We start from the raw sequence: 25251 nt of genomic DNA, 5'->3' as shown, positions 1-25251 counted from the left end.
TCATTTTTTCGCGCCGCGACGCCCATCGCCTGCTCCGCCGGGCACTGAAGGTGGCCGCCATGGATAGCGCAGACCGCTGGATCGGCGGCAATTGCATTGCGCTGCTCGAGAACGGCGAGGAATTCTTTCCGCGCGTGTTCGATGCCATTCGCCAGGCCAAGCGCGAAGTCATCATCGAAACCTTCATCCTGTTCGAAGACAAGGTGGGGCTGGAACTGCATGCCGCCATGCGCGCGGCAGCCCAGCGTGGCGTGAAGATCGACGTGCTGGTCGACGGCTTCGGCTCGCCGGATCTTTCGCGCGAATTCATCGAAGGGCTGAGTTCGGTGGGCGTGAGAACGCGGGTGTTCGATCACGGCAAGCGCATCTTCGGCCAGCGGCTGAACGTGTTCCGGCGCATGCACCGCAAGATTGTGGTGGTCGACGGAGAGCTCGCATTCGTCGGGGGCATCAACTATTCGGCCGACCATCTGCTCGACTTCGGCCCCAAGGCCAAGCAGGACTACGCGGTGGAACTCCGCGGGCCCATCGTGGCGCAGATCCATCAGTACGTGCTGCGTGCAATTGCACTGGGCGACAAGGGGCCGCGCTGGTTCCGCCACCGCCTCAAGCAAGCCCCGCCGGCCGACCGGGAAGCCGTGGGCGAGGTGGAGGCGATGTTCGTCACGCGCGACAACCGGCGCCACACCGGCGACATCGAGCGCCAGTACCTGATCGCGATCCGCGCCGCGCGCCAGCGCATCGTGATTGCCAATGCATATTTCTTTCCGGGCTACCGGCTCATCAAGGAACTGCGTCGTGCGGCGCGGCGCGGCGTGGACGTGCGGCTCATCCTGCAGGGCGAGCCCGACATGCCGATCGTCAAGACGGCCGCGAGCATGCTCTACCACCACCTGATGCATTCGGGCGTGCGCATCTATGAGTACTGCGAACGCCCGCTGCACGCGAAGATCGCGCTGATGGACGACCGTTGGACCACGGTCGGCTCGAGCAACCTCGATCCGCTGAGCCTGTCGCTCAACCTCGAAGCTAACGTGATCGCACGCGACAAAGCTTTCAACCAGCTGCTGTGGGAGCGCATGGACACGCTCATGCGCAAGAGCTGCAAGCAGATCGGCCCCGCCGACCTCGAGAACGAATGGAGCGGCTGGCGGCTGGTTCGCAGCTTCTTCATCTTTCACTTCTTGCGCTGGTATCCCTCGTGGCTCGGTTGGTTGCCGCGCCACGTGCCGCGCCTGACGCCCGCCGAGGCCATCGCCCTGGCCGAAAGGCATGAACAGCGCGAGACGAGCAAGAAAAGCGGCGACGACGTCGTGACGCCGACGGAAGTGGCATGAGCTCCCACACCGCACGGCTTGCGCACCGGCCCTGGTGGCCCTGGGTGCGCCGTCTCGCAGCCTGGGCTTTTTTCGGCCTGATTGCCTGGCTGCTCGTGAACCAGGCGCGTGCCATCGACTGGCAAGAGGTGTTCGACGCCATGCGCGCGCTTCCCGCGGCCACGTTGCTGCTGGCGGGCGCGCTGGCCGCCAGCAGCTTTGCGATCTACAGCACCTATGACCTCCTGGGCCGGCATCTCACGCGGCACCCGCTGAGCGCCGGCACCGTGATGGGGGTGACCTTCATCAGCTATGCCTTCAATCTCAACCTGGGTTCGCTGGTTGGCGGCGTGGCGTTTCGCTACCGGCTCTATTCGCGGCTGGAGCTCTCCAACGGCACCATCACCCGCGTGCTGGGTTTCAGCATGCTGACCAACTGGCTCGGTTACCTGGTGGTGGCTGGCGCGGTCTTCTGCTTCTGGCCACTGGTGTTGCCGGCCGATTGGAAGATCGACAACGCAGGGCTGCGCATCCTCGGCGCCGTGCTGCTGCTGGTGGCCGCGGTGTACCTGGTGCTGTGCGCCTTCGCCAGTGGCCACGTCTTTCGCATTCACCGCCATTCGTTCAAGGTTCCATCGCTTCGTATGGCACTGCTCCAGCTGGCCCTGTCCTGCCTGAATTGGTCGCTGATTGGCGGTGTCATCTGGGTGCTGCTGCAGGGGCAGCTGCCTTACCACTCGGTGCTTGCAGTGTTGCTCGTGGCCGCGGTGGCGGGCGTCATCACCCACGTGCCGGCAGGCCTTGGCGTTCTCGAGGCGGTGTTCATTGCGCTGTTGTCGGACCAGGTGCCTCAAGGCAGGCTCCTGGGCGTGCTGCTGGTCTACCGCGGGCTCTACTACCTCTTGCCGCTCGGGATCGCCACGCTGGCCTACTTTGTAACGGAACTGCGCGCGAAGCGCTGGCGCATGCGGGCGGCGGGGCCCGCGAGACGCTAGAAATGATAGGTGTAGCGCACGCGGACGAAGTTTTCGCCCGGGTTGGGCTTCTTGTAGCCCCCGTTCGAGAAATGCTGCAGGCGCAGCGCCAGCTCGTGCTTGCCGTTCTCGCCAAAGCTGCGCCCCAAGCCCAGCACCTCGGTGAACTGGAACGCCGTGCTGAAGGTGCGATCGGGCGTCTTGTAGAGATGGTCCATCAAGGTGCCGCCCACGCCCCCTTCGGCAAACCACGCCGAGCTTCCGCCGTCGAAGCGATAGCGCCAGGTGTAGATCGCACCGATCTGCGTGTAGCTGTGCGCACCATCGTCGATTGCGGGCCCGCGCCAATGGCTGGCGAAAAGGTCCCAGTAGGAGGTCAGCGCGCCTTCATGAACCGGCTGGCGCAACGACCAGGGCAGCGTAACGCCGACCGTGGCCGAATTGCTGGCGCCCTTGTCGCCATGCGGTGCGCGACCGCCCTCGAAGTAGATGCCGCGTGCGCTGTCTTCAAATGCGTGAGCCTTGGTGCCCGGCAGGCACGAAAGGCCCGCAAGCACCGCGATCCCAAGGAAGGCGGAGCTTTGTTTCTTCATGATTCTTCTGAGCTGCGGCTGAGCGAAGGAAATTACTTTGAAGTTCGTTGGCGGGTTTTCTCGGAGGCTATTTCCGTGTCAAAAGGTAGGACTTGTTCAACAAAATGGCTGCAATTTTGCTGCAGTGCAGCAAATCGTCCCGGCAGGCGCCTATAGTGGCGTTCATCCATCCCATAGATTGCTCGCTCTCATGTCGTCCCTCACCTCTGTCGTTCGCCTGGCCAGCCCCTTGATGCTGTGGGTGGACCTGGCTCTCAAGACCCACGAGATGCTGTTGTCTTCCGGCTCCGTCATACAGATGCGCACCGAACGCATCGCCAAGGCAGGGCTCGCACCAAGCGCGGTCGACCTGGCTGAGTTCCAGCTCATGGGCGATGAAAAACTCGTTGCGGCGGGCGAATCGGGCGTTGCCATGGCCAAGCAGTGGCACAGCAGCCAGGCCGCACTGGCAAACCGCGCACTACAGCAGTGGTTTCAAAGTGCGGGCGCCTTTTTCTCGATGGTCGGCAGCATCACGCCCGCGCAGGCCGTCGTGCGCAGCGACGATTTCATGCGGGCCACCACGCGCGCAGCCGGCACGGCCAGCCTGCTGTCGGGTGCGGCGGTGCGCATTGCCCGCCGCGGGCTGAAGCCGATCCATGCGGCCGCGACTTCGAACGCCCGTCGCCTTGCCGAACTGCGCGACTGAACGCGCAGCTCTTCTTTTTCTTCAGTTGAGTGCCGTCACCAGTGTCAGCAGCGTGATCTCGGAAGGCGCGCCAAAGCGCTTTGGCGGGCCCCAGTAGCCGGTGCCGCGGCTCACGTAGACCCACATGTCGTGCAGCCGGTGCAGGCCCGAGGTAAAGGGCTGCTGCATCGGCACGAACAGGTTCCACGGAAAAAACTGGCCACCATGCGTGTGGCCCGACAGCTGCAGCTGGTAGCCCGCCTGTGCGGCCAGCGGCGCGCTGCGCGGCTGGTGCGCAAGCAGCACCCGTGTGTGCACCAGCGGCGGCGCATCGAACAACGCCAGGTGAGGGTCGCTTTGGTGTGAGGCATCGAAGTGCCCCGCGGTGTAGTCGGTCACGCCGGCCAGCACCAGCTGGCTTTCAAACAGTTCTTCGTCGTTCTGCGCGCCGCGCACGTTGCGCGTCTGCAGCACCACGTGCTCGTTGAGCAGCACCTTCAAACCCAGCCGGCGCAGCTCGTCGATCCACGCATGCGCACCGGCGTAATACTCGTGATTGCCCGTGACGACGAAAGTACCGTGCCGTGCACGCAGGCCGGCCAGCGGCGCGATGTGCTCGCGCAGCTCGGCCACGCTGCCGTCCACCAGATCGCCGGTGATCACAATCGCGTCGGCGCCAAGACGGTTCACCGCATCGACGATGCGCTGGATGTAGGCGCTCTTGATGGTCGGACCGACGTGGATGTCGCTGAGCTGCGCGATGGTGAACCCCTCGAGCGCCGTCGGCAGGCCGCGAATCGGAATGTCGACGCGCTTCACGCTCGCGGTGCGGCGGGCGTTGATGAAGCCGATCAGCGTAGTGCCCGTGGCCAAGGCCACCACCGCGAGTGCGCTCCACGGCAACCCTGTGTCCCAGCGCACCTGCAGCCCGCCCAAGGCGCTTGCCAACCAGGCGATCAGCAGGCCTGCGTCTCGCGCCACCGTCAGCACGAACATCGACGAGAACCAGCCCATGCTGATCAGGCCGACCCACTTGAGCGTGTTGCCCAGTGTGGCGTTCGCCGCAATGCGGCGGGAGGCAAAGGGCAGCGGAATGGTGATGGCCGAGATGATGAGCGCGGCGAGCGCGAGCGGCCACGCCGGCGTGAGCATGGCCAACGCAGGCAGCAGGCGCATTGCCATGTAGGCATGCAAGAGCGCGGTGAGAACGCTCAGGAAACGTATCGGCATGGAGGCAATGGGAACGGGCAAGCCCGGGATAGAGCATCTGCAAGGCGCATGCCGCGCATTCAAGAAGGCGCCCGTTCCGAGTAATGCTATTTTATCTATAGCGCACCACAGGCAGATAGCGGGGGTTGCAGGCAACCCGGCCCACAAAATCCGAGAACGAGCGCTCGGCCTCTGGATTCAGGCTAGCGAATTACTGCACCGTGCCTGTGCCAACGGAGGCCATGTCGGTGCCTGCCGGCCACAAAAATGCCATCCGGGCGGGCGTTCCTGGAGTTACCTGCAGCGTTTGCTTGAGCGTGTTTCCGCGCAAGCGAGCCTCCACTTCGTAAGTGCCGGGGTCAAGGCGGGCAACCATGAACGGCCCCTCAGAGGCGACGTGGTCGAGCAGCACCCTGCCCTTCGCGTCGCGCACCGTCACGCGAACGTCCGATGCGAAATCGGCCCCTTTGTGGTCCTTGATCGCGAATTCGAACGTGGCCGGCCAGCGCGGCGCCACCGTTTCCATCAACTGGGCCTCGTCGCTGCCGATGCCGCCGCTCATGTATTCGATGCCATGGGTCATGCGGATCGGTGGATTCTCCGTGGCATGCGCCGAAGAAAATGCCGCGAAAAAAAGGAGAGCGGTGCCGAACAGCGTGATGGCGACCGCTCTGGGCCGGCTTTGCGATGAAATGCGGGAGATCGTCATGATCTGGATCCTTTCCTTTCCTTAGCTGCGTGGCGAAACACCACGGCGCCACTGTGCGGCGCACGGCTTAGACAAGGCTTAACAAGGATCCGACCTCGGCGCCAAGCCGAGGGAACAAAACGCTCACCGGACGCCGGAGGTGTGCGCGAGTGCCTGCGTTTGCGGCGCGGGCGGCAGCACCGAGGCCATGTCGAAATTCGACGGCCACATGAACACGGCACGCGCGGGCGCGCCCGCAATGACTGTCAGCGGCTGTGTGAGCGTGAGGCCGCCGAGCGTGACGTTCACGTCATACGCCCCTGGGTCGAGCCGCGCGAGCATGTAAGGCCCTTGAGACTGCGCCTCCATCACCGGACGGCCCGTGTACCTTTCGCGCACCTGCACCGCCGCCCGAGCCGGGAAACTGCTCTTTTGCGTGCTGTCGTTGACACCGAATTCGAGGGTGGCCGCCCAGCGCGGCGAGACCATCTGCATGAAAGCGGCTTCGTCTTTGCTCGTGCCGCCGCACATGTATTCGACGCCCTGCGCCATTTGGATGGGCGGGTTGGAGAACGCATGGGCCGATGTGGTCATCGCGCCGAAGAATGCTGCTGTGCCGCCCAGTACCAATGCAGCCATCGGCTGCCGGAGACGCATAAGGTTCATTGCTTCGATGTCCTCGATCATGGGTGACGTGAAATCCGTCGAGGATTTTGCTTAGCAAGAGTCGGGCTAGATATAGCGTTTACGAGGAACGATCCTCGGCAACCCGTTGAACGCTATTGTTTTAATAGCTCGTGACGATTGTGTGACGGGTATCTGCGCCGTTTTGCGGCCTCTCACCTATGAAAACCCTGATACGCCTTGGTTGTGCGCCCGATCCGACGTGGCGCATGGGACGCGTGCCTACAGCGGTGCAAAGCCGCGTTGGTTATGAAGAAGTTCGTACAGAAAAGGAGCTTTCAATGACCATCGGATCGAAGATCGAGACCCTCAAGAAGATGGACGCCCAGCGCCGCGGTATTCCGGGCGAGCATCTGGCCGTGCTCGGCGCAGGCCTTCTGCTGCTGCTGAAGGCGGGAAGCAGCCGCTCGCTGATGCGCCGCGTGCTGGCGGGCGGGGCGGGTGGTGCACTGGTCGGCCGCGCGGCCAGCGGGACCGGCGGGCTGGCACGCGTCGCGCGAATGATGCAAGGCGGCAGAAACGGCGTTCGCGTGCACCGGTCGATCTGATCCTGGAGCCGATCGCCAGCTCAACGTTTCAAGTCGGCCGTGAATGTCAAAAGGAGCCCGGCGGCGGCTTGTAATTGAAGGGTCGCCCTGAGGTCATGCTGATGAACCGGGCGCGCGCGGCGCCAAGTCGGGCGCGCCCGGCGCCGACGAAGCCGCCGATGGCCGATTTGACTGGGTCCGCAGCGGGCGATTCCCCTGGGTACGAGGGTGACATGCCGCACTTGCGCATCAGCCGGTTCACCTGGTGAATGCGTGCCACCTCGCGCGTAGCAGCGGTGTAGAAGGTCACGCCGATCGAGATCGACAAGCGATCGCCAGGGCCGGTCCGGTCAGCCTTGGACCGTGTCATGTGGGGCGCGGTGCTCGGGAAGTAGATGGCATCCCCCGGCTGTGCATCGAACTCCAGCCCGCGCGGCAAGAACGCTTCGTTGAAGCGTACTTTCCCGAGCGATTGCGTGACGATGAAATCCTCCACGGCATCGGCCGCCACGATGGTGCGATCGCGGTGATCCCAGACGTTGAGAGTCTTGTGACCATGCAACTGCAACCAGAAGTTGTTCTCGCGATCGATGTGAAAGGGCGTGACGGAAGGCGGAGCAGAGAAGAAGACGAATCCGTTCACCCTGAAGATCTTCGATTGCTCGCGCTCGACGAATGAGCGCATCGAGTTCACCGCCGACGTCAGCAGGGCCTGATAACGAGGGATGGCTTCGATGTGATAGAAGGCAACTGACGAACCCGGCTCCTCCATGCGCTCGAAGAATTCCTCGATGCTGCGTCCATCAGGATGCTTGCTGTCATTCGCGAGCGTGGATGCGACCGTCCTGTTCGGGTTCATGAACCTGCATAGGTCCAGCTTCGAGAGTTCCATCCCAAGCTTCACGAGTTCAGGCACCTGAAACAGAGGGTGCTCGTGAAAGTTGTGGCGCATCCGCGTGATTCTCTGGGTAGAGAAGGCGTCAGGATCCTCCGTCCACATCCGATATGTCGCTTCCGGAGCCCCGACAGATTTCATGGTGTTCACGCACATCGCACCCTCCAGATCGCTTTTTGGGCTCTTGCCCTGAAATGAGGTCCGGGGCGGAGTCTTTGAGCAAAAGTAATACTTTGGAATTCAATGCTGGATAGGATTCCTGACGGCTAACTGACAATGGAAGGCGCATCGGTGAAACTCCCTATCCCCAACGAAAGGTAGTTGGAGGGCGCGGCGCTGGCTGGGCGGCATGTGCCCGCCGCCTCCGGACCGCAGCCCCCGCAACGCGAGCGGCAGACTGTCGGTGCCTTACGGCCCCTGAGCAAGTAAAAAAAGAGCGCCTTGCAATGCAGGGCGCTCTTCATTTCACCAACTCCGCCAGAAATTTTTTACCTATCTGGCACAGCTTTCACTTTCCGTCCGAACGACACGATCGATCAAACGTCGATATTCGCAGCCCGCAGCGCGTTCTGCTCGATGAACTCGCGCCGCGGTTCCACCTCGTCGCCCATCAGCATCGTGAACACGCGGTCCGCTTCGATCGCGTCGTCGATCTGCACGCGCAGCAGGCGGCGCACGGTCGGGTCCATGGTGGTTTCCCACAACTGGGCGGGGTTCATTTCGCCCAGGCCCTTGTAGCGCTGGCGTGAGGTGGCGTTTTCGGCCTGGCCGATGAGCCACTTCATGGCGATGCGGAAGTCGGCCACCTTTTCCTCCTTGGCGCGTTCGCCTTCGCCGCGGCGGACGGTAGCGCCCTCGCTGCTCAGCAGGTTGCGGAAGGTGTTGGCGGCTTCGGCGAGCGCGGCGTAGTCGGCGCCGTGCACGAAGTCCTGCGTGAGCACGCTGCTCTTGATGTTGCCGTGGTGGCGGCGGCTGATGCGCAGCAGCGGCTTGTCGGTGCGAACGTCGAACTCGCTGCTGACTTCGGCGGGTATGCCGGTGGTATTGAGCTCGCGCAGCTTGGCCTGCAGCGCCACGGCCGAGGCTTCGGCCGCGGGCGTGGTGTCGAGGTCGAGCGCCACGCCATCGGCAATGGCACGCAGGGCTTCGGCATCCATGAAGTTGCGCAGACGCGCGATCACGGCCTCGGCCAACTGGTGCTTGCGCGCCAGTTCGGCCAGGGTGTCGCCGCTCAGGGTGGTCGAGTTGGGGCCGCCGGTTTCGATGCTCGCGTCCTTCAGCGCCACCTTGAGCAGGAAGGCGTCGAGCGCAGGGCCGTCCTTCAGGTATTGCTCTTCCTTGCCGACCTTCACCTTGTAGAGCGGCGGCTGCGCGATATAGATGTGGCCGCGCTCGACCAGCTCCGGCATCTGCCGGTAGAAGAACGTGAGCAGCAGCGTGCGGATGTGGGCGCCGTCGACGTCGGCGTCAGTCATGATGATGATGCGGTGGTAGCGCAGCTTGGCGACGTTGAAGTCGTCCGCCCCGCCGCCCGCTGTTGTGGCGCCCGCACGGCCGATGCCGGTACCCAGCGCGGTGATCATGGTGAGAATTTCGTTGCTGGTGAGCAGCTTCTCGTAGCGTGCCTTCTCGACGTTCAGGATCTTGCCGCGCAGCGGCAGGATGGCCTGGAACTTCCGATCGCGGCCCTGCTTGGCGGAACCGCCGGCGGAGTCGCCCTCCACCAGGTAGACCTCGCACAGGGCGGGATCCTTTTCCTGGCAATCGGCCAGCTTGCCGGGCAGGCCCATGCCGTCGAGCACGCCCTTGCGGCGGGTCATTTCGCGGGCCTTGCGCGCGGCTTCGCGGGCACGGGCGGCCTCGACGATCTTGCCGCAGATGATCTTGGCGTCGCTCGGGCGCTCTTGCAGGTAGTCGGTGAGCAGGCGGCCGACGATGTCTTCGACCGGCGCGCGCACTTCGCTGGACACCAGCTTGTCCTTGGTCTGGCTCGAGAACTTGGGCTCGGGCACTTTCACGCTCAGCACGCAGCACAGGCCTTCGCGCATGTCGTCGCCGGTGACTTCGACCTTGGCCTTCTTGGCGAACTCGTTCTCTTCGATGTACTTGTTGATGACGCGGGTCATCGCCGCGCGCAGGCCCGTGAGGTGGGTGCCGCCGTCACGCTGGGGAATGTTGTTGGTGAAGCACAGCACCTGCTCGTTGTAGCCGCTGTTCCACTGCATTGCCACTTCGACGCCGATGTGCGTGCCCGGAATGCCGCCGTAGGTGTCGGCCGGCTTTTCGCCAGCGGCATAGAACGAGTTCGGATGCAGGACGGTCTTGCCCTTGTTGATGAACTCCACGAAGCCGCGCACGCCGCCGGTGCCCGAGAAGTCGTCTTCCTTGCCGCTACGCTCGTCCTTCAGGCGAATGCGCACGCCGTTGTTCAGGAAGCTCAGCTCGCGCAGTCGCTTGGAGAGGATCTCGTAGTGGAAATCGGCGTTCTCCTTGAAGATCTCGGCGTCCGGCAGAAAGTGGACTTCGGTGCCGCGCTTGTCCGTTTCGCCGATGATGCGCATCGGCGAAACCTCGACGCCGTTCACGGTCTCGATCAGGCGGTTCTGCACGAAGCCGCGGCTGAATTCGAGCTCGTGGATCTTGCCCTCGCGGCGCACCACCAGGCGCAGCATCACGCTCAGCGCATTCACGCAGCTCACGCCCACGCCGTGCAGGCCGCCCGATACCTTGTAGCTGTTCTGGTTGAACTTGCCACCGGCATGCAACTCGGTGAGCGCGATTTCGGAAGCCGAGCGCTTGGGCTCGTGCTTGTCGTCCATCTTCACGCCGGTCGGAATGCCGCGGCCGTTGTCGGTGACGGAGATCGAGTTGTCGGAGTGGATGGTGACGACGATGTCGTCGCAATGGCCCGCAAGCGCTTCGTCGATGGAGTTGTCGACCACTTCGAACACCAGGTGGTGCAGGCCCGTGCCGTCGGAGGTGTCGCCGATGTACATGCCGGGGCGCTTGCGCACCGCCTCGAGCCCTTCGAGGATCGTGATCGAGCCTTCGCCGTAGCTGGTGTCGGCGGGCGTGATCTCGATCGGCACCGCATTCTCGATCTCGGGCGTGTAGACCGGTTCGGTATGGGGCACTTCGGGCTTGTTCTCTTCTGCACTCATTCGGATATTCCTCTATCTCTCACGGCGTTCACGGGGATTTGCGGGCTCTGGGAGCCTGTTTTTCCGGCCTCTTGAAAGCGCAAACCCGCGGAGGGCCGCGGGCTGTCTGCGCAAGGCGCTGTGTTTTCTGTCTTCTAGATTCGCATCGGCATCACGACGTATTTGAAGGATGCGTTCTCGGGGATGGTCAAAAGGGCGGAGCTGTTGGAGTCGGCCAGGTCCAGCTTGACCATGTCCTGGTCCATGTTGGACAGGGCGTCGATCAGGTAGGTCACGTTGAAGCCGATTTCGATGGCGTCGCCGCCGTAGTCGATGTCGAGTTCGTCCTGCGCTTCTTCCTGCTCGGCGTTGTTCGATGCGATGCGCAGGGTGCCGGGCTCGATGTTCAGGCGCACGCCCTTGAACTTTTCGCTCGTCAGGATGGCGGTGCGCTGCAGGCTGGCCAGGAGCGGGGCGCGGCCGAGCGTCACACTGTTCTTGTGGTTCTTGGGAATCACGCGGTTGTAGTCGGGGAACTTGCCCTCGACCAGCTTGGTGACGAACTCCATGCCGCCAAAGCTGAACTTGGCCTGGTTGTTGGCAAACTGCATCTCGATGGCGCCTTCGGCGTCCGACAGCAGGCGCTGCATCTCGAGCACGGTCTTGCGCGGAAGAATGACTTCCTGGCGCGGCACTTCGACGTCGAGCGTGGCCGACGAAAACGCCAGGCGGTGGCCGTCGGTGGCTACCAGGCTCAGCTGCTTGCCTTCGGCCACGAACAGGATGCCGTTCAGGTAGTAGCGGATGTCGTGCACGGCCATGGCAAACGAGACCTGCGAGAGCAGGTCTTTCAGCGTCTTTTGCGGCACGCTGAACACGGGACCGAAATTGGCGGCCTCTTGCACCAGTGGAAAGTCTTCGGCCGGCAGCGACTGCAGCGTGAAGCGGCTCTTGCCGCCCTTCAGCACCAGCTTGCTCGCGTTCGATTCGAGGCTCACGGTCTGGTCGGCCGGCATGGTGCGCAAGATGTCGATGAGCTTGCGCGCGCCGATGGTGGTGGTGAAGTTGCCTTCATCGCCGCCGAGTTCGGCCGTGGTGCGGATCTGGATCTCGAGATCGCTGGTGGTCAGCTGCAGCTGCCCGCCGGTCTTGCGGATCAGCACATTGGCGAGGATCGGCAGCGTATGGCGCCGTTCCACGATGCCCGCCACCGATTGCAGCGCGGCGAGGACTTTGTCTTGGGTTGCCTTCAAAACGATCATGTCTTCTTCCTCTTCTCTTATCTCTTTGAATCCGCTTGTAAGACGCCATTCTCCGCTGTTGCGAGGCGCATTCCTGATGACATTCGAGGTCAGCCCTTGAGCGTTTGCTCGAGCACGTGGAGCTGCTGGTTGAGTTCGGTGAGCTGCTGGCGCTCGCCCGAAATCTTGCGCACCGCATGCAGCACCGTGGTGTGGTCGCGCCCGCCGAACAGCTCGCCGATTTCGGGCAGGCTCTTCTGCGTGAGCTCCTTGGCCAGGTACATGGCAATTTGCCGCGGCCGCGCGATGCTGGCCGGGCGCTTCTTGCTGTACATGTCGGCGACTTTGATCTTGTAGTAGTCGGCCACCGTCTTCTGGATGTTTTCGACCGAAATCTGCCGATTCTGGATCGACAGCAAATCGCGCAGAGCCTCGCGCGCCAGGGCAATCGAGATTTCTTTTTGATTGAAGCGGGAGTACGCCAGGATCTTGCGCAGCGCGCCTTCAAGCTCGCGCACGTTGGAGCGCACGTTCTTGGCGACGAAGAAGGCCACTTCTTCCGGCATTTCGGCCGATTCGGCGCGCGCCTTGTTGATCAGGATGGCCACGCGCATTTCGAGCTCGGGCGGCTCGATGGCGACGGTGAGGCCCGAATCGAAGCGCGAGACCAGCCGCTCGTGGATGTCGGCCAGGCCCTTGGGATAGGTGTCGCTGGTCATCACGATGTGCGACTTCTTGGCCAGCAGGGCTTCGAATGCATTGAAGAATTCTTCCTGCGTGCGATCTTTGTTGGCGAAGAACTGCACATCGTCGATCAGGAGCAGATCGAGCGAGTGGTAGCGTTCTTTGAACTCGTCGAAAGTCTTGCGCTGGTAGGCCTTGACCACATCCGAGACGAACTGCTCGGCGTGGATGTAGAGAACTTTGGAATCGGGACGGTCTGCGAGCAGCCGGTTACCCACAGCGTGCATCAGGTGGGTCTTGCCCAGGCCGACGCCGCCATAGATGAACAGCGGGTTGTACAGGTGGCCCGGCATGCCGGCCACGTGCATGGCCGCGGCGCGCGCCATGCGGTTGGCCGTACCCTCCACAAGGGTGTCGAAGGTGAGGCCTGAATTGAGGCGGTTCTTGAAGCCTGCCGCAGCCGGTTCTTCGCCGGGGCCGGCCACGTCGCGCGGCACATCGGTTTCGGCCAGAACAGCCACGGGTGACGAGCGCACGGGCGCCTCACGCGGAGCGAGCGCTAACTCAACCGCCACGGGCTGGCCGTACATCTTCTCGGCCATGGCGGCAATCTTGCCTGCGTACTGGGCCCGGATCCAGTCGAGCTTGAAGCGGTTGGCTACGAACACCGTCATGCGCGAAAGGTCGTCAGCGACTTGCGCCGTCAGGGGCTTGATCCAGGTGTTGAATTGCTGCTCGGACAGCTCCTGCGCGAGCTGGTCGACACAGGCCTGCCAGAGGCTCTCACCGATGCCGTCAGTCGACATGGGTGCTTGAAAAAGTGGTGCGTCCCTCGTCCATTTTTTGGTATATGTATTGTGGATATTCTCTGCTGCAAGGCGGCCCGCATTCTAACTTGTCAAAACCTTATCCACATGCCCGCATGCGCCCGGCAAAGGCCCGCAAAGTTGGTCGGCGTTTGGTAAAGGGCCGAATGTTTGCGATAATTGCGGGTTTCCCTGAAAACCTCATTGCGTCTTTCGGGGGTCATCCGAAAAACGCTCCCAGCGCCCGCATGTCCGATATGGCCTTCTTGGCTTCATAGAAGGACGGCGTGCATATCGGGGGAATCAGCAGGAAATCTCATCATGAAACGCACTTACCAAGCTTCCAAAGTCCGCCGCGCCCGTACCCACGGCTTTCTGGTCCGTATGAAGACCCGTGGCGGCCGCGCTGTCATCAACGCACGCCGCGCCAAGGGCCGCAAGCGCCTGGCTGTCTGACGGCAGTTCTGCCGTTGCCAGCCGCCGAGCCGCCAGCGCCAGCTTTCGCCGCCAGTCCTTCTGGCCCGATCAGCAACGACGCAAGCAGCCCGGCTCCCATGCAGCGGCTCAAGACCCGCGCGCAATTCCAGGCCGTCCTTGCAGGTGCCACCGTGGCGCGCACTGCTCATTTCGCATTGCATCGCTGCGCGCTCGATTCGTCGAGCGCGCAGCCTTTGTTCGCGTCCGACGACGTCTGGCTGGGTGCCATGGTGCCCAAACGCTGGGCGCGCCGCGCGGTCACGCGCAACGCCATCAAGCGGCAGATCTATACCGTGAGCGCCGCACCCGATGCCGGCCTGCCCCGTGCAGCGCACGTGGTGCGGCTGCGCGCGGGTTTTGACCGCAAGGAATTCGTGAGCGCCTCCTCGGACAAGCTCAAGGCCGCCGTGCGCGCCGAGCTCCAGCAACTGCTGGCGCGGGCCGCGCGCTCTTCCGCACCCTCGTCATCATGAAGCGCCTGCTGATCGGCCTTGTGAAGGGCTATCGCCTATTGCTGAGCCCCTGGCTCGGGCAGTCGTGCCGTTTCGAGCCGACCTGCTCCGTCTATTCGATCGAGGCGCTCGAAGTGCACGGCGCCCTCAAGGGCAGCTATCTCACCTTGCACCGCATCGTGCGCTGCCAACCCTGGTGCCAGGGCGGGCACGATCCGGTTCCACTGAAATCACCGCGTCGCACTGGCAAGCCAGGCTCGCTGTTTTCGTCTCTTCTCTCCTCCGACAAGAAGTCTTCGTCATGAACGATATACGCCGCACGATCCTGTGGGTGATTTTTGGTTTCTCGCTGGTGCTGCTGTGGGACCAATGGCAGGTCTTCAACGGCAACAAGCCGACCTTCCTTCCGTCGAGCAAGCCGGCTGCCGTGGCCTCCGCGCCTGCAGGCAGCACGCCGGCCGCCAGCAACGGCGTGCCAGCCGCCGCGTCCGCCAACGGCGCCAGCGCGGGCACGGTGCCCACGCAAGCCGCCCCGGCTGCGCCGCGTGAGCGGGTCAGCGTGACCACCGACCTGTTCAAGGCAGTGATCGACAGCGAAGGCGCTACGGTCAACTACCTCGAGCTGCTGAAGTACGAGGAAGCCGACCGCACCAAGCACGTCGTCCTGTTCGAGAACGACTCGCCGGCCACACGCTACGTGGCGCAGACCGGCCTGCTCAGCCAAACTGGTGAACCGTTCCCCAACCACCTGACGCCGATGGCGCCGAAGGCGGGTCCGCGCGAAATGGCCGAAGGCCAGAACACGCTCGAAGTGAGCTTCGAAAGCGCGCCCTCGGGCGGCTTGAAGTACGTCAAGACCTATGTCTTCAAGCGCGGCGACTACACCATCGGCGTGCGCCATGAAGTCGTCAACGTGAGTGACCAGCCGCGCGACGCGCAGCTCTACATGCAGCTGCTGCGCCACGGCACCGTGGCCGCGGGCACCATGTTCGGCACCAACACCTTTACCGGCCCGGCCGCGTACACCAACGAGAAGAAGTTCCATAAGCTCGACTTCAAGGACATCTCCAAGGGCAAGATCGAACCGCCGCCGCCCGCCAACGACGGCTGGATTGCCATGGTGCAGCACTACTTCGTATCGGCCTGGCTGCTCAAGGGCGACCCCGCCAGCGAACAGCTCAAGCGCGAGTTCCGCGTGAAGGACCTGGGCGAGAACCTGTACACGGTCGCCATGGTGGCCACGCTGCCGAAGATCGCCCCGGGCCAGACCCAGGTGGTCAACAGCGCGCTGTTCGCCGGCCCCGAAGAAGAAAAGAAGCTCGAAGCCATTGCACCCGGCCTGGACCTGGTCAAGGACTACGGCATCTTCGCCATCATCTCCAAGCCGCTGTACTGGCTGCTGAACCAGCTGCACGGCATTTTGGGCAACTGGGGCTGGGCCATCGTGGCGCTGGTGGTGCTGCTGAAGGCGGCCTTCTACTGGCTCAACGCCAAGGCCTACGCCAGCATGGCCAAGATGAAGGCCATCAACCCCAAGATCATGGAAATGCGCGAGCGGCTGAAGGACAAGCCGCAAGAAATGCAGCAGGAGATGATGCGCATCTACAAGACCGAGAAGGTCAACCCGATGGGCGGCTGCTTCCCCATCGTGATCCAGATCCCGGTGTTCATCGCGCTCTACTGGGTGCTGCTGTCGTCGGTCGAGATGCGCCACGCACCGTGGGTCGGCTGGATCACCGACCTGTCGGCACCCGATCCCTGGTACATCCTGCCGATCGTGATGACGCTCACCTCGCTGTTCCAGACCTGGCTCAACCCCACGCCTCCGGATCCAATGCAGGCCAAGCTGATGTGGATCATGCCGCTCGCGTTCAGCGTGATGTTCATCTTCTTCCCGGCCGGCCTGGTGCTGTACTGGATCACGAACAACGTGTTGTCGATTGCGCAGCAGTGGTTCATCAACAAGCGGTTGGGCGTGCTGGGCAAGTAAGCCGAGCAGTCTCCGCTACCCATGCAAAGGGCCGCATCCGCGGCCCTTTGCCTTTTTGCTGAAAGAATCGTGCTTCCATGACCTTCGCCCGCACCACCGATCCCATCGTCGCCGTTGCCACCGCCTCGGGGCGCGGCGCCGTGGGCATCGTGCGGGTGTCCGGCGCGCGGCTCGCGCCGCTGATCGAGGCCCTCTGCGGCCGGACGCTGAAGCCGCGCGAGGCCACCTACCTGGCCTTCCGCGACGCGGCGGGCGAACCGGTCGACCACGGGCTGGCGATTCACTTTCCCTCACCCCATTCCTTCACCGGTGAAGATGTGCTCGAGCTGCAAGCCCACGGCGGAACGGTGGTGCTGCAGCTTTTGCTGGCGCGCTGCCTCGAAGCCGCCGCCGAGGCCGATCCGGTCACCGGCCGCCCGCGGCTGGCCGGCCTGCGCGTGGCCGAGCCGGGCGAGTTCAGCCAGCGCGCCTTTCTCAACGGCAAGATCGACCTGGCCCAGGCCGAGGCCATTGCCGACCTGATCGACGCCAGCACCGAGGCGGCCGCACGCAGCGCCGGACGCTCGCTGTCTGGGGCCTTCTCGCGCGAGATCCACACGCTTCGCGACGCGCTCATTCATCTGCGCATGCTGGTCGAGGCCACGCTCGATTTTCCGGAAGAGGAGATCGACTTTCTCCAGAAAGCCGACGCGGCCGGGCAGCTCGTGAAGTTGCAGACGCAATTGGCGGCGGTGCAACAGCGCGCGAAACAGGGGGCGCTGCTGCGCGAGGGCATCAAGGTGGTGATCGCAGGCCAGCCCAACGCAGGCAAGAGCTCGCTTCTCAATGCGCTGGCCGGCGCTGAGCTGGCCATCGTGAGCGCGGTACCGGGCACCACGCGCGACGTGGTGTCGCAGACCATCCAGATCCACGGCGTGCCGCTGCATGTGGCCGACACGGCGGGCCTGCGCGAAAGCAGCGACGAGGTCGAGCAGATCGGCGTTGCGCGCGCCTGGGGCCAGATCGAGAGCGCCGACGCGGTGCTCTTCCTGCACGACCTGACACGAGCCGGCCTGCCCGACTACGCCGCCGCCGATGCCGAGATCTTGCGCGGCCTGCGGCAGAAGCTGCCCGCGAGCGTGCCGGTGCTCGATGTCTGGAACAAACAGGACGCCGCGCCAGCGGCAAACGCGGCACAGGGCATCGTCCTGTCTGCCAAGACCGGCCTGGGCATCGAGGCGCTGCGCGAGCAACTGCTGGCCATGGCCGGTTGGCAGGCCGTGCCCGAAGGTGTCTACCTGGCGCGCGCGCGCCACGTGCAGGCGCTGGGCCGCGTCGAGACCCACTTGGCATTGGCTGCGAGCCATCTGGCAGCACAGGCGCAACTGCTCGATCTGCTGGCCGAGGAGCTGCGCCTGGCGCAGAACGCGTTGAACGAAATCACCGGAGAGTTCGGCGCCGACGACCTGCTGGGCGTCATCTTTTCGCGCTTCTGTATCGGCAAATAGAGACAACCAACCCGAAAAACGTAAAGAGTTGTAGCCGAAAACCGCGCCCTTCGCGGATACTTCGGCACAGATGCGGGGGTTGAGAAAAGCATGTCCATCCAGAACCTGAGCCGCGCCATCGCGGAAAACAACAGCAACGACGCCTTTGCGTTGACGCTCAACGTACAACAGTGGGAAACACTGGCGGGCTACCTGCAGCCCATCGCGACCGGCGTCGGCGACGTTCTCATCGAGCAGGGCACGCATGACCGCTCGGTGTACTTTCTCGAGAGCGGCGCCATCAGCGTGCACCGCGTGAGCAGCAAGGAACAGATGAAGCTGGCCGTGCTCATGCCCGGATCGGTGGTGGGCGAAGGCTCCTTCTTCTCGCGCGAGCCGCATTCGGCCAACGTGGTGGTCACCGGCGCGGGCCGGGTATGGCGCCTCACGGCTGTCCGCTTTTTGGAAATGTCGAATCGGCAACCCAACCTCGCCCTTGAGATCTCCATGGGTCTTGGCGCGGTGATCGCCAAGCGCATGGCGCACCGGTCCAAGCGCGTCGCGGTCACCTGAGCATTCCGCCTCTGATGCAACCGTGGCGGCACGCCGCGGTCCGTTTCCGAAAATCGTTCTCCCGTTCCCTAGAAGTCAGTCGCAATGGCCTTGATCTGTCCGGTCTGCAGCACAGAAAACCGCGAGGGCGCGAATTTCTGCAAGAGCTGCGGCGGCAAGCTGGCGCCTGCCGCACCCACGCCGATTCCTCCGCCTCCCGCTCCGCGCAGCCGGTCTGAGCGCGAGTGGGCGGCCACGGCGCCGGCGCAACTGCGCGCACCCACGATTCCTGGCGGGCTCTTCGGCGCTGGCATGCCGGTTGCAGCCACGGGGCCGATTGGCGACGCAGCTCCCGCGGACGACCAGACCCTGCTTGCTGCGCTCGGACGCTTGAGGCGCCGGCCTTCGCCGCAGCGGGAACCTCGGGCAAGGAAGTCTTCCAGGCCCAGGACGCCGCGGCCCCCCCGTGCCGAGCCGCGGAAGCCGTGGCGCACGCGCGTTTTCTGGCTCTGGCTGTTGTTGCTGGCGGCGGGCCTGCTCATGATCATTGCGGGCTGGCACGGCTATGGGACGGACGCGCCGGACGAAGAAGTCGAAATTGCCAAATCCGCCGCGCCAGCGGCGGCGCCCGCACCGTCACTGCCGCCGCCCGAGCCAGCAGCGGCAGTGCCTGAAACCCCGCCCGCGGTGGTGTCGCCAGCCGCGGAAAGCACGCCGCACGATGCCGCAGCCGCCGTGCCTTCACCCGCGAACCTCAAGCCGGCACCAGCCGCCGCGGGCAAGTCGCGCAAGACGCCGTCCGCGGCACCATCGCAGTCTGGCGCCCCCGAGTCCATGCCGGCCGCCACCGCCGCAGCTGCAACGCCGCCACAAGCACCCCCGGCTTCCGCCGATCCGCAAGCCCTCTGCGGCGACCGCAACTTCATCGCGAAGGCCCAGTGCATGGCCGCGCAGTGCCTCAAGCCCGAATTCAAGCCGCACGCGCAATGCGAAGCCGTGCGCCGGCAGCAGCGCCTCGAAGAAGAAAAGCGCAATCCGACGCTGATTAACTAGTTCGGCGGCAGGCGGCGGCGCTTTCGCTTCGCATTCGCCCCGGCTGCAATGCCTAGCCCTTTTGCAGCCGCTCGATGGCAATCGCCAGCGCCGCAGGCTTGCCGGACAGCACGAGGGTGTCGCCGTCGCTCAGCACTGTGTCGTCGCTGAGGACCTGGGCCTGGCCGTTCTGGCGGCGCAGACTGGCGACCCGCACGCCCAGGGATTCCAGTGCGATTCTTGCCAGCGTCTGGCCGACCGCACGAGCGCCAGGGGTCAGGGTGAAAGTGTCGAGCCGCTCGTGGTCGATCTCGTCGGCGTTGTCGTCGTCGGCGCCGTGGAAGTAGCCGCGCAGCAGGTTGTAGCGCGCATCGCGCTGGTCCTGCACCACGCGGATCACGCGCCGCATCGGCACGCCCACCAGCGCGAGCGCATGGCTCGCGAGCATCAGCGAACCCTCGATGGCCTCGGGCACCACTTCGGTCGCGCCCGCGGCCTGCAGCTTTTCAAGGTCGTGGTCGTCCTGCGTGCGCACGATCACCGGCACCTGCGGTGCATGGGCACGGGTGTTGGCCAGCACCTTCATGGCGCCCGGCACGTCGAGGTAGGTCACGACCACGGCGCTGGCGCGGGCCAGGCCGGCTGCCATCAGCGCCTGCAGCCGCGCGGCGTCGCCGAACACCACCGAATCGCCGGCCGCGGCAGCCTGGCGCACGCGGTCGGGGTCGAGGTCCAGCGCCATGTACGGAATGCCTTCGTGCTCCAGGATGCGCGCCAGGTTCTGGCCGCAGCGCCCGTAGCCGCAGATGATCACGTGCTTCGCGGTGTTGATGGTCTTGCGCGCGATGCTGGTCATCTGCAGCGACTGCTGGAGCCAGTCGCTCGCCACCAGCTTGCGCACAATGGCGTTGGTGTACATGACGATGAACGGCGTGGCCAGCATCGACAGCACCATCGAGGCAAGCACCGGGTTGGCCAGCCATGGCGGCAGCAGGCTGCGCTCCTGCGCCAGCGTCAGCAGAACGAAGCCGAATTCGCCGGCCTGCGCCAGGTACAGGCCGGTGCGCAGCGACACGCCCGAGGTGGCGCCCAGCACCCGCGCCAGCACGGTCACCAGCACGAGCTTGAAAGCCAGCGGCAGCAGCAGCAACACGGCGACCAGGGCCCAACGGTCCACCACGATGTGCCAGTCGAGCGACATGCCCACCGTGATGAAAAAGAGGCCCAGCAGCACATCGTGGAACGGGCGGATGTCGGTCTCCACCTGGTGCTTGTATTCGGTTTCCGACACCAGCATGCCGGCGATGAAGGCACCCAGCGCCAGGCTCAGGCCGGCCAGTTCAGTGAGCCAGGCCAGGCCGAGAGTGACCAGCAGCACGTTCAGGATGAAGAGTTCCTCGCTGCGCCGGCGAGCCACCAAAGTGAGCCACCAGCGCATGATGCGCGGTCCACCGAAAAGCAGCACGCCGATCAGCAAGGTCGCCTTCACCAACGCGAAGCCGATGGCCTTCGCCAGCGCTTCGGGCGGCGCGCCAAGCGCGGGAATCAGCACCAGGAGCGGCACCACGGCCAAGTCCTGGAACAGCAGCACGCCCATCACGCGCCGGCCGTGTTCGCTCTCGAGTTCGAGCCGCTCGGCCATCAACTTGACCACGATTGCGGTGCTGCTCATGGTGAGCGCGCCCGACAGCGCCAGCGCCGTCTGCCAGCCGAGCCGCCATGCTGGGGGAAGCTGCGAGGCGATCAGAAGCGCACCGGCGGTGGCGATGGTCATCGTCAGCAGCACCTGCAACAGGCCCAGCCCGAACACGTGCTTGCGCATGGCGCGCAGCTTGGGCAGGCTGAACTCCAGCCCGATCACGAACATCAGGAACACCACGCCGAACTCGCCCAGGTGCAGGATGGCTTCGGAGTTGTGCGCCAATCCCAGCGCATGGGGCCCGATCAACACGCCGGCCGTCAAATAGCCGAGCATCGGCGGCAGTTTCAGCGAGCGGCAGACCACCACGCCGATGACCGCGGCCAGCAAATACATCAGCGTGAGATCGAACGAAGACATGGTCGGATGCTAGAGCAATGTCCATGCCCCGCGCGTGCCGCTTTTCCTCGGCGACCGGCCAGGACGGCCGGCCCGTAAAATCCCGCGATGAGTTCAGCTCCCCTGCCCCCCGTGGTCGACGCCGATGCGATTCTTGCGCGCGCCCGTGCCACCTTCGACATCGAGTCCGACGCCGTCCTCGGCCTCAAGACGCGCGTCGGCCCGAGCTTCGTCGACGCCGTGCGCAAGATCCTCGAAGTGCGCGGCCGCGTGGTCGTCATGGGCATGGGCAAAAGCGGCCATGTGGGCCGCAAGATCGCCGCGACCCTGGCCTCCACCGGCACGCCGGCCATGTTCGTCCATCCGGCCGAGGCCAGCCACGGCGACCTGGGCATGATCAAGGCGGTCGACTTGGTGCTGGCCATTTCCAACAGCGGCGAGGTCGACGAGCTCACCGTGATCCTGCCGGTGGTCAAGCGCCAGGGCGTGCCCCTGATCGCCATGACCGGCCGCGTCGATTCCACGCTGGCGCGCCACGCCGACATCGTGATCGACGCCGGCGTGGCCAAGGAGGCCTGCCCGCTCAACCTCGCCCCCACCGCGAGCACCACCGCCCAGATGGCGATGGGCGACGCGCTGGCGGTGGCGCTGCTTGACGCGCGCGGCTTCGGCTCCGAGGACTTCGCGCGCTCGCACCCCGGCGGCGCGCTGGGCCGCAAGCTGCTCACCCACGTGGCCGACGTAATGCGCTCGGGCGACGAAGTGCCGCGCGTTGCGCCCACCGCCACGCTCAGCGAACTGATGCGAGAGATGAGCTCCAAAGGCCTGGGTGCCACCGCGGTGGTCGACGCCGAAGGCCGGGCCATCGGCATCTTCACCGACGGCGACCTGCGCCGGCAAGTCGAAACCGGCGGCGACCTGCGCGGCCTGACGGCTGCCGACGTGATGCACTCCAGTCCACGCACGCTGCGCGCCGATGCGCTGGCCGTCGAGGCGGCCGAGCTGATGGAAGAACACCGCATCACCAGCGTGCTCATCGTCGACCCCTCGGGGCATTTGATCGGCGCGCTCACCATCAACGACTTGATGCGTGCGAAGGTCATCTGATGCCGCTCGACTTCCAGGCCGAGACCTTGGTGGCCGCACAGGACGTGCGCATCGCGTTCTTCGACATCGACGGCGTGCTGACCGACGGCGGCGTGTACTTCACCGAGCACGGCGAAACCCTCAAGCGCTTTAGCATCCTCGACGGCTACGGCCTCAAGCTGCTGCGCCTGGCCGGCATCACACCCGCGGTGATCACGGGCCGCGATTCGAAGCCGCTGCGCGTGCGGCTTGAGGCGCTCGGCATCGAGCACGTGCGCTACGGCACCGAAGACAAGCTGCCGGCGGCCGAAGCCATGCTCCAACAGCTCGGCTTCGGCTGGCACCAGGCAGCCGCCATCGGCGACGACTGGCCCGATCTGCCGGTGCTGGCGCGCGCCGGCTTTGCAGCGGCCCCCGCCAACGCGCACGTGGAGGTGCGTGACGCGGTCAACTACGTCACCCGCGCACGTGGCGGCGAAGGCGCGGCGCGCGAATTCTGCGACCTGCTGCTGACGGCCTGCGGCCAATATCGGCGCTTGCTCGACGCCGCCCGGGGCCCCCAGCAATGAAGAGTGCCTGGAACCTGCTGCGCGACGTGCTCGATCGCGCCACCATCTACCTGCCCATCATCCTGACGGCAGCCGTTGCGCTGGGTACCTACTGGCTGGTGCGCAACGCGCCCAAGCTGCTCGAGCCCACCGCCAAGGCCGCGCCCACGCACGAGCCCGACTATTTCATGCGCGGCTTCGTGATCAAGAACTATTTGCCCAACGGCGACCTGCGCAGCGAGCTCCATGGCAAGGAAGGCCGCCACTACCCGGACACCGACACGGTCGAGGTCGACGACGTGCGCATGCGCTCCGTCTCGCCGCAGGGCTACACCACGCACGCCACCGCGAACCGCGGCGTGTCGAATTCCGATGGCAGCGAGATCCAGCTCTTCGGCAACGCCGTCGTGATTCGCGACCCCGTCGTGGGACCCAGCGGCAAGGGCACGCCGCGGCTCGAGTTCCGGGGCGACTTTCTGCACGCCTTTCTCGACTCCGAGCGCGTGACGTCGAACAAGCCCGTCACGCTCATCCGCGGCACCGACCAGTTCACCGCCGACAACCTCGACTACGACAACCTGAGCGGCGTTGCCAACCTGACCGGCCGTGTGCGCGGCGTGCTGATTCCATCTGCCGCAGCCGGCAAACCGCGCTGAAGAAAAAAGCCACCACCCCGGAAGACAACTCGCGAATGAGCCCATCTCCCCTTGTCTTCATCACTGGCGCGTCGAGTGGCATTGGCCAGGCCCTTGCAGCCAGTTTTTACCAGGCAGGCTACCGGCTGGCGCTGGCCGCCCGGCGCACCGGGGAGATCGAAACCTGGGCTGCCGCCGCCCAGCTGGATTCGTCGCGCTACCAGGTCTATAGCGCCGACGTGGCCCAGACCGACAGCATCATTGCTGCGGGCGCCGCCTGCATCGAACGCCAGGGCCTGCCCGACGTGGTGATTGCCAATGCCGGCATCAGCGTGGGTATCGACACGGCCGAGCGGGAGGACATCGAGGTGATGGCCCGGACCTTCGCCACCAACAACGTCGGGCTGATGGCCACCTTCCACCCCTTCGTGGCGGCAATGCGAAAGCGCGGCAGCGGCCGGCTGGTCGGCATCGCGAGCGTTGCGGCCATTCGTGGCCTCCCGGGGCACGGGGCCTACTGCGCCAGCAAGGCCGGGGTGGTCGCGTACTGCGAGAGCTTGCGCGGCGAGCTGCACAACAGCGGCGTCAAGGTCGTCACGCTCTGCCCAGGCTACATCGATACGCCTCTGACCCAGGGCAACCGCTACGGTATGCCCTTTCTGATGAAGGCCGAGGACTTTGCGGACCAGGCACTGCGCGCCATCGAGGCCGGCACCAGCTACCGGGTGATCCCCTGGCAGATGGGCGTGGTCGCCAAGCTGATGCGCATGCTGCCGAACGCGCTGCTCGACCGCGCGGTGCAGGGCCGTGCCCGCAAGAAGCGCAGCGGCGAAGGCTGAGCCTTTCGTGGCCGTCGCCACGGTGCGGCCATCTCAATGAAAAAGGCTCCCGAAGGAGCCTTTTGCTTGTTTGTGCCTGTGGGCTCAGTAGCTGCTGTTCCCGCCGCCGCCGTAGCCACCGCCACCACCTGAGCGGCCACCGCCGCCGCCGCCACGGGGACCGGCGCCGTAGGGGCTGCGGAAACCGCCATCGCCACCACCACCGCCGCCGCCACTGCGGCCGCCACCACCACCGCCGTAACCGCCGCCACCGCCGGAGCGGCCACCGCCGCCGCCGCTGCGATCGCCGCCGCCACCACCGTAGCCGCCACCACCGCCGCCGTAGCCACCGCCACCACCGCCGCCATAACCACCACCGCCGCCGCCGTAGCCGCCACCACCGCTGCGCGGGGGACGTGCTTCCATCGGGCGTGCTTCATTGACGACGACGCTGCGGCCGCCCAGGGGCTGTCCGTTCATGCCGTTGATGGCGGCTTGCGCTTCCGCGTCGCTGCCCATTTCGACGAAGCCGAAGCCCTTCGAGCGGCCGGTGTCGCGTTCCATCATGACCTTGGCACTGGTCACCGAACCGAATTGTCCAAAAGCCTGTTCGAGATCACCGTCGCGCACCGAGTAAGGCAGGTTGCCGACGTACAGTTTGTTGCCCATCAAGGGACTCCTATAAACACATAGCAAGAAAAGCGATGGAGTCCCGAAAGCATCACTCAACCAA

Annotated in this window: 26 protein-coding genes; 15 read left to right on the top strand and 11 right to left on the bottom strand. The window is 64.9% G+C overall.

Annotated elements, in window-relative coordinates:
* Positions 1 to 59: 59 nt before the first annotated feature.
* On the top strand, positions 60 to 1337 hold the full coding sequence (clsB, locus tag J2X92_RS20125) for a cardiolipin synthase ClsB (RefSeq protein WP_307578074.1): 1278 nt from the start codon (positions 60 to 62) through the stop codon (positions 1335 to 1337).
* Positions 1334 to 2311 (top strand): lysylphosphatidylglycerol synthase domain-containing protein, encoded by a 978-nt coding sequence (locus J2X92_RS20120; protein ID WP_307578072.1) that lies wholly within the window; start codon positions 1334 to 1336, stop codon positions 2309 to 2311. The genes clsB and J2X92_RS20120 overlap by 4 nt, the downstream gene beginning before the upstream one ends.
* On the opposite strand, the gene J2X92_RS20115 is transcribed toward J2X92_RS20120, so the two are convergent.
* Positions 2308 to 2883 carry an acyloxyacyl hydrolase gene (locus tag J2X92_RS20115; protein WP_307578070.1) on the bottom strand — a complete coding sequence of 192 codons (576 nt, stop codon included), beginning with the start codon at positions 2881 to 2883 and terminating at the stop codon, positions 2308 to 2310. The two genes, J2X92_RS20120 and J2X92_RS20115, sit on opposite strands and share 4 nt — an antisense overlap.
* A 190-nt stretch (positions 2884 to 3073) precedes the next feature.
* On the opposite strand from J2X92_RS20115, the gene J2X92_RS20110 reads away from it, so the two are divergent.
* Positions 3074 to 3571 carry a polyhydroxyalkanoate granule-associated phasin gene (locus J2X92_RS20110; RefSeq protein ID WP_307578068.1) on the top strand — a complete coding sequence of 166 codons (498 nt, stop codon included), beginning with the start codon at positions 3074 to 3076 and terminating at the stop codon, positions 3569 to 3571.
* A gap of 21 nt (positions 3572 to 3592) precedes the next feature.
* Here the strand turns inward: J2X92_RS20110 and J2X92_RS20105 are convergent, their stop codons facing one another.
* The 3 genes from J2X92_RS20105 to J2X92_RS20095 all read right to left on the bottom strand — a co-directional run bounded on the left by J2X92_RS20105 (position 3593) and on the right by J2X92_RS20095 (position 6113).
* The gene (locus J2X92_RS20105) at positions 3593 to 4780 is read right to left on the bottom strand and encodes a metallophosphoesterase (protein WP_307578066.1); all 1188 of its coding nucleotides are present in this window, start codon (positions 4778 to 4780) and stop codon (positions 3593 to 3595) included.
* A 190-nt stretch (positions 4781 to 4970) separates the two neighbouring features.
* Entirely contained in the window at positions 4971 to 5468 is a 498-nt protein-coding gene (locus J2X92_RS20100) for a hypothetical protein (protein ID WP_307578064.1), read from the bottom strand.
* 123 nt (positions 5469 to 5591) lie between these two features.
* Positions 5592 to 6113, bottom strand: coding sequence for a hypothetical protein (locus J2X92_RS20095; RefSeq protein ID WP_307578062.1), 522 nt, complete (start codon positions 6111 to 6113; stop codon positions 5592 to 5594).
* A 299-nt stretch (positions 6114 to 6412) separates the two neighbouring features.
* Here J2X92_RS20095 and J2X92_RS20090 point away from each other — a divergent pair, with 299 nt between their 5' ends.
* The gene (locus tag J2X92_RS20090) at positions 6413 to 6679 is read left to right on the top strand and encodes a hypothetical protein (protein ID WP_307578060.1); all 267 of its coding nucleotides are present in this window, start codon (positions 6413 to 6415) and stop codon (positions 6677 to 6679) included.
* Between the two features lie 46 nt (positions 6680 to 6725).
* Here J2X92_RS20090 and J2X92_RS20085 read toward each other — a convergent pair whose 3' ends face one another.
* The 4 genes from J2X92_RS20085 to dnaA form a co-directional block, all read right to left on the bottom strand.
* Positions 6726 to 7709: a JmjC domain-containing protein gene (locus J2X92_RS20085; protein ID WP_307578058.1), complete on the bottom strand. Its 984-nt coding sequence runs from the start codon at positions 7707 to 7709 to the stop codon at positions 6726 to 6728.
* Between the two features lie 380 nt (positions 7710 to 8089).
* Positions 8090 to 10714 carry a DNA topoisomerase (ATP-hydrolyzing) subunit B gene (gene gyrB / locus J2X92_RS20080; protein ID WP_307578056.1) on the bottom strand — a complete coding sequence of 875 codons (2625 nt, stop codon included), beginning with the start codon at positions 10712 to 10714 and terminating at the stop codon, positions 8090 to 8092.
* A gap of 134 nt (positions 10715 to 10848) precedes the next feature.
* Positions 10849 to 11955 (bottom strand): DNA polymerase III subunit beta, encoded by a 1107-nt coding sequence (dnaN, locus tag J2X92_RS20075; protein ID WP_055807290.1) that lies wholly within the window; start codon positions 11953 to 11955, stop codon positions 10849 to 10851.
* A gap of 89 nt (positions 11956 to 12044) precedes the next feature.
* Positions 12045 to 13424 (bottom strand): chromosomal replication initiator protein DnaA, encoded by a 1380-nt coding sequence (gene dnaA / locus J2X92_RS20070; RefSeq protein ID WP_055807292.1) that lies wholly within the window; start codon positions 13422 to 13424, stop codon positions 12045 to 12047.
* Between the two features lie 321 nt (positions 13425 to 13745).
* Between dnaA and rpmH the strand changes: the two genes are divergently transcribed.
* The 6 genes from rpmH to J2X92_RS20040 all read left to right on the top strand — a co-directional run bounded on the left by rpmH (position 13746) and on the right by J2X92_RS20040 (position 18382).
* The gene (gene rpmH / locus J2X92_RS20065) at positions 13746 to 13880 is read left to right on the top strand and encodes a 50S ribosomal protein L34 (RefSeq protein WP_007834827.1); all 135 of its coding nucleotides are present in this window, start codon (positions 13746 to 13748) and stop codon (positions 13878 to 13880) included.
* A 98-nt stretch (positions 13881 to 13978) separates the two neighbouring features.
* Complete coding sequence (locus J2X92_RS20060; protein ID WP_307578053.1) at positions 13979 to 14374, top strand: ribonuclease P protein component; 396 nt, start codon at positions 13979 to 13981, stop codon at positions 14372 to 14374.
* Positions 14371 to 14658 (top strand): membrane protein insertion efficiency factor YidD, encoded by a 288-nt coding sequence (gene yidD, locus J2X92_RS20055; RefSeq protein ID WP_307578051.1) that lies wholly within the window; start codon positions 14371 to 14373, stop codon positions 14656 to 14658. The genes J2X92_RS20060 and yidD overlap by 4 nt, the downstream gene beginning before the upstream one ends.
* A complete protein-coding gene (gene yidC / locus J2X92_RS20050) occupies positions 14655 to 16343 on the top strand; it encodes a membrane protein insertase YidC (RefSeq protein WP_307578049.1) in 1689 nt (562 codons plus the stop codon). The genes yidD and yidC overlap by 4 nt, the downstream gene beginning before the upstream one ends.
* A 77-nt stretch (positions 16344 to 16420) precedes the next feature.
* Entirely contained in the window at positions 16421 to 17830 is a 1410-nt protein-coding gene (gene mnmE, locus J2X92_RS20045) for a tRNA uridine-5-carboxymethylaminomethyl(34) synthesis GTPase MnmE (RefSeq protein ID WP_307578047.1), read from the top strand.
* Between the two features lie 90 nt (positions 17831 to 17920).
* On the top strand, positions 17921 to 18382 hold the full coding sequence (locus tag J2X92_RS20040; RefSeq protein ID WP_307578046.1) for a Crp/Fnr family transcriptional regulator: 462 nt from the start codon (positions 17921 to 17923) through the stop codon (positions 18380 to 18382).
* Between the two features lie 68 nt (positions 18383 to 18450).
* Here the strand turns inward: J2X92_RS20040 and J2X92_RS20035 are convergent, their stop codons facing one another.
* A complete protein-coding gene (locus J2X92_RS20035) occupies positions 18451 to 18903 on the bottom strand; it encodes a hypothetical protein (RefSeq protein WP_307578044.1) in 453 nt (150 codons plus the stop codon).
* On the opposite strand from J2X92_RS20035, the gene J2X92_RS20030 reads away from it, so the two are divergent.
* Positions 18902 to 19414, top strand: coding sequence for a hypothetical protein (locus J2X92_RS20030; protein WP_307578043.1), 513 nt, complete (start codon positions 18902 to 18904; stop codon positions 19412 to 19414). The genes J2X92_RS20035 and J2X92_RS20030 overlap by 2 nt on opposite strands.
* A gap of 52 nt (positions 19415 to 19466) precedes the next feature.
* On the opposite strand, the gene J2X92_RS20025 is transcribed toward J2X92_RS20030, so the two are convergent.
* On the bottom strand, positions 19467 to 21452 hold the full coding sequence (locus J2X92_RS20025) for a monovalent cation:proton antiporter family protein (protein ID WP_307578041.1): 1986 nt from the start codon (positions 21450 to 21452) through the stop codon (positions 19467 to 19469).
* A gap of 87 nt (positions 21453 to 21539) precedes the next feature.
* Here J2X92_RS20025 and J2X92_RS20020 point away from each other — a divergent pair, with 87 nt between their 5' ends.
* Genes J2X92_RS20020 through J2X92_RS20005 form a run of 4 tightly spaced genes read left to right on the top strand, consistent with a single transcriptional unit; the run spans position 21540 to position 24539 of the window.
* On the top strand, positions 21540 to 22538 hold the full coding sequence (locus tag J2X92_RS20020) for a KpsF/GutQ family sugar-phosphate isomerase (RefSeq protein ID WP_307578039.1): 999 nt from the start codon (positions 21540 to 21542) through the stop codon (positions 22536 to 22538).
* On the top strand, positions 22538 to 23086 hold the full coding sequence (locus tag J2X92_RS20015; protein ID WP_307578038.1) for a KdsC family phosphatase: 549 nt from the start codon (positions 22538 to 22540) through the stop codon (positions 23084 to 23086). The genes J2X92_RS20020 and J2X92_RS20015 overlap by 1 nt, the downstream gene beginning before the upstream one ends.
* Complete coding sequence (gene lptC, locus J2X92_RS20010; protein WP_307578036.1) at positions 23083 to 23721, top strand: LPS export ABC transporter periplasmic protein LptC; 639 nt, start codon at positions 23083 to 23085, stop codon at positions 23719 to 23721. The genes J2X92_RS20015 and lptC overlap by 4 nt, the downstream gene beginning before the upstream one ends.
* 35 nt (positions 23722 to 23756) lie before the next feature.
* Positions 23757 to 24539 carry an SDR family oxidoreductase gene (locus tag J2X92_RS20005; protein ID WP_307578034.1) on the top strand — a complete coding sequence of 261 codons (783 nt, stop codon included), beginning with the start codon at positions 23757 to 23759 and terminating at the stop codon, positions 24537 to 24539.
* Positions 24540 to 24623: 84 nt separating this feature from the next.
* Here the strand turns inward: J2X92_RS20005 and J2X92_RS20000 are convergent, their stop codons facing one another.
* Positions 24624 to 25187, bottom strand: coding sequence for an RNA recognition motif domain-containing protein (locus tag J2X92_RS20000; RefSeq protein WP_307578031.1), 564 nt, complete (start codon positions 25185 to 25187; stop codon positions 24624 to 24626).
* Positions 25188 to 25251: the final 64 nt, after the last annotated feature.

Origin of the sequence: Variovorax paradoxus, assembly GCF_030811855.1 — a bacterium.
Classification (GTDB): Bacteria; Pseudomonadota; Gammaproteobacteria; order Burkholderiales; family Burkholderiaceae_C; genus Variovorax; species Variovorax paradoxus_L.
Note: the sequence above shows the minus strand (reverse complement) of the source record. Positions and strands in the feature narration are given on the sequence as shown.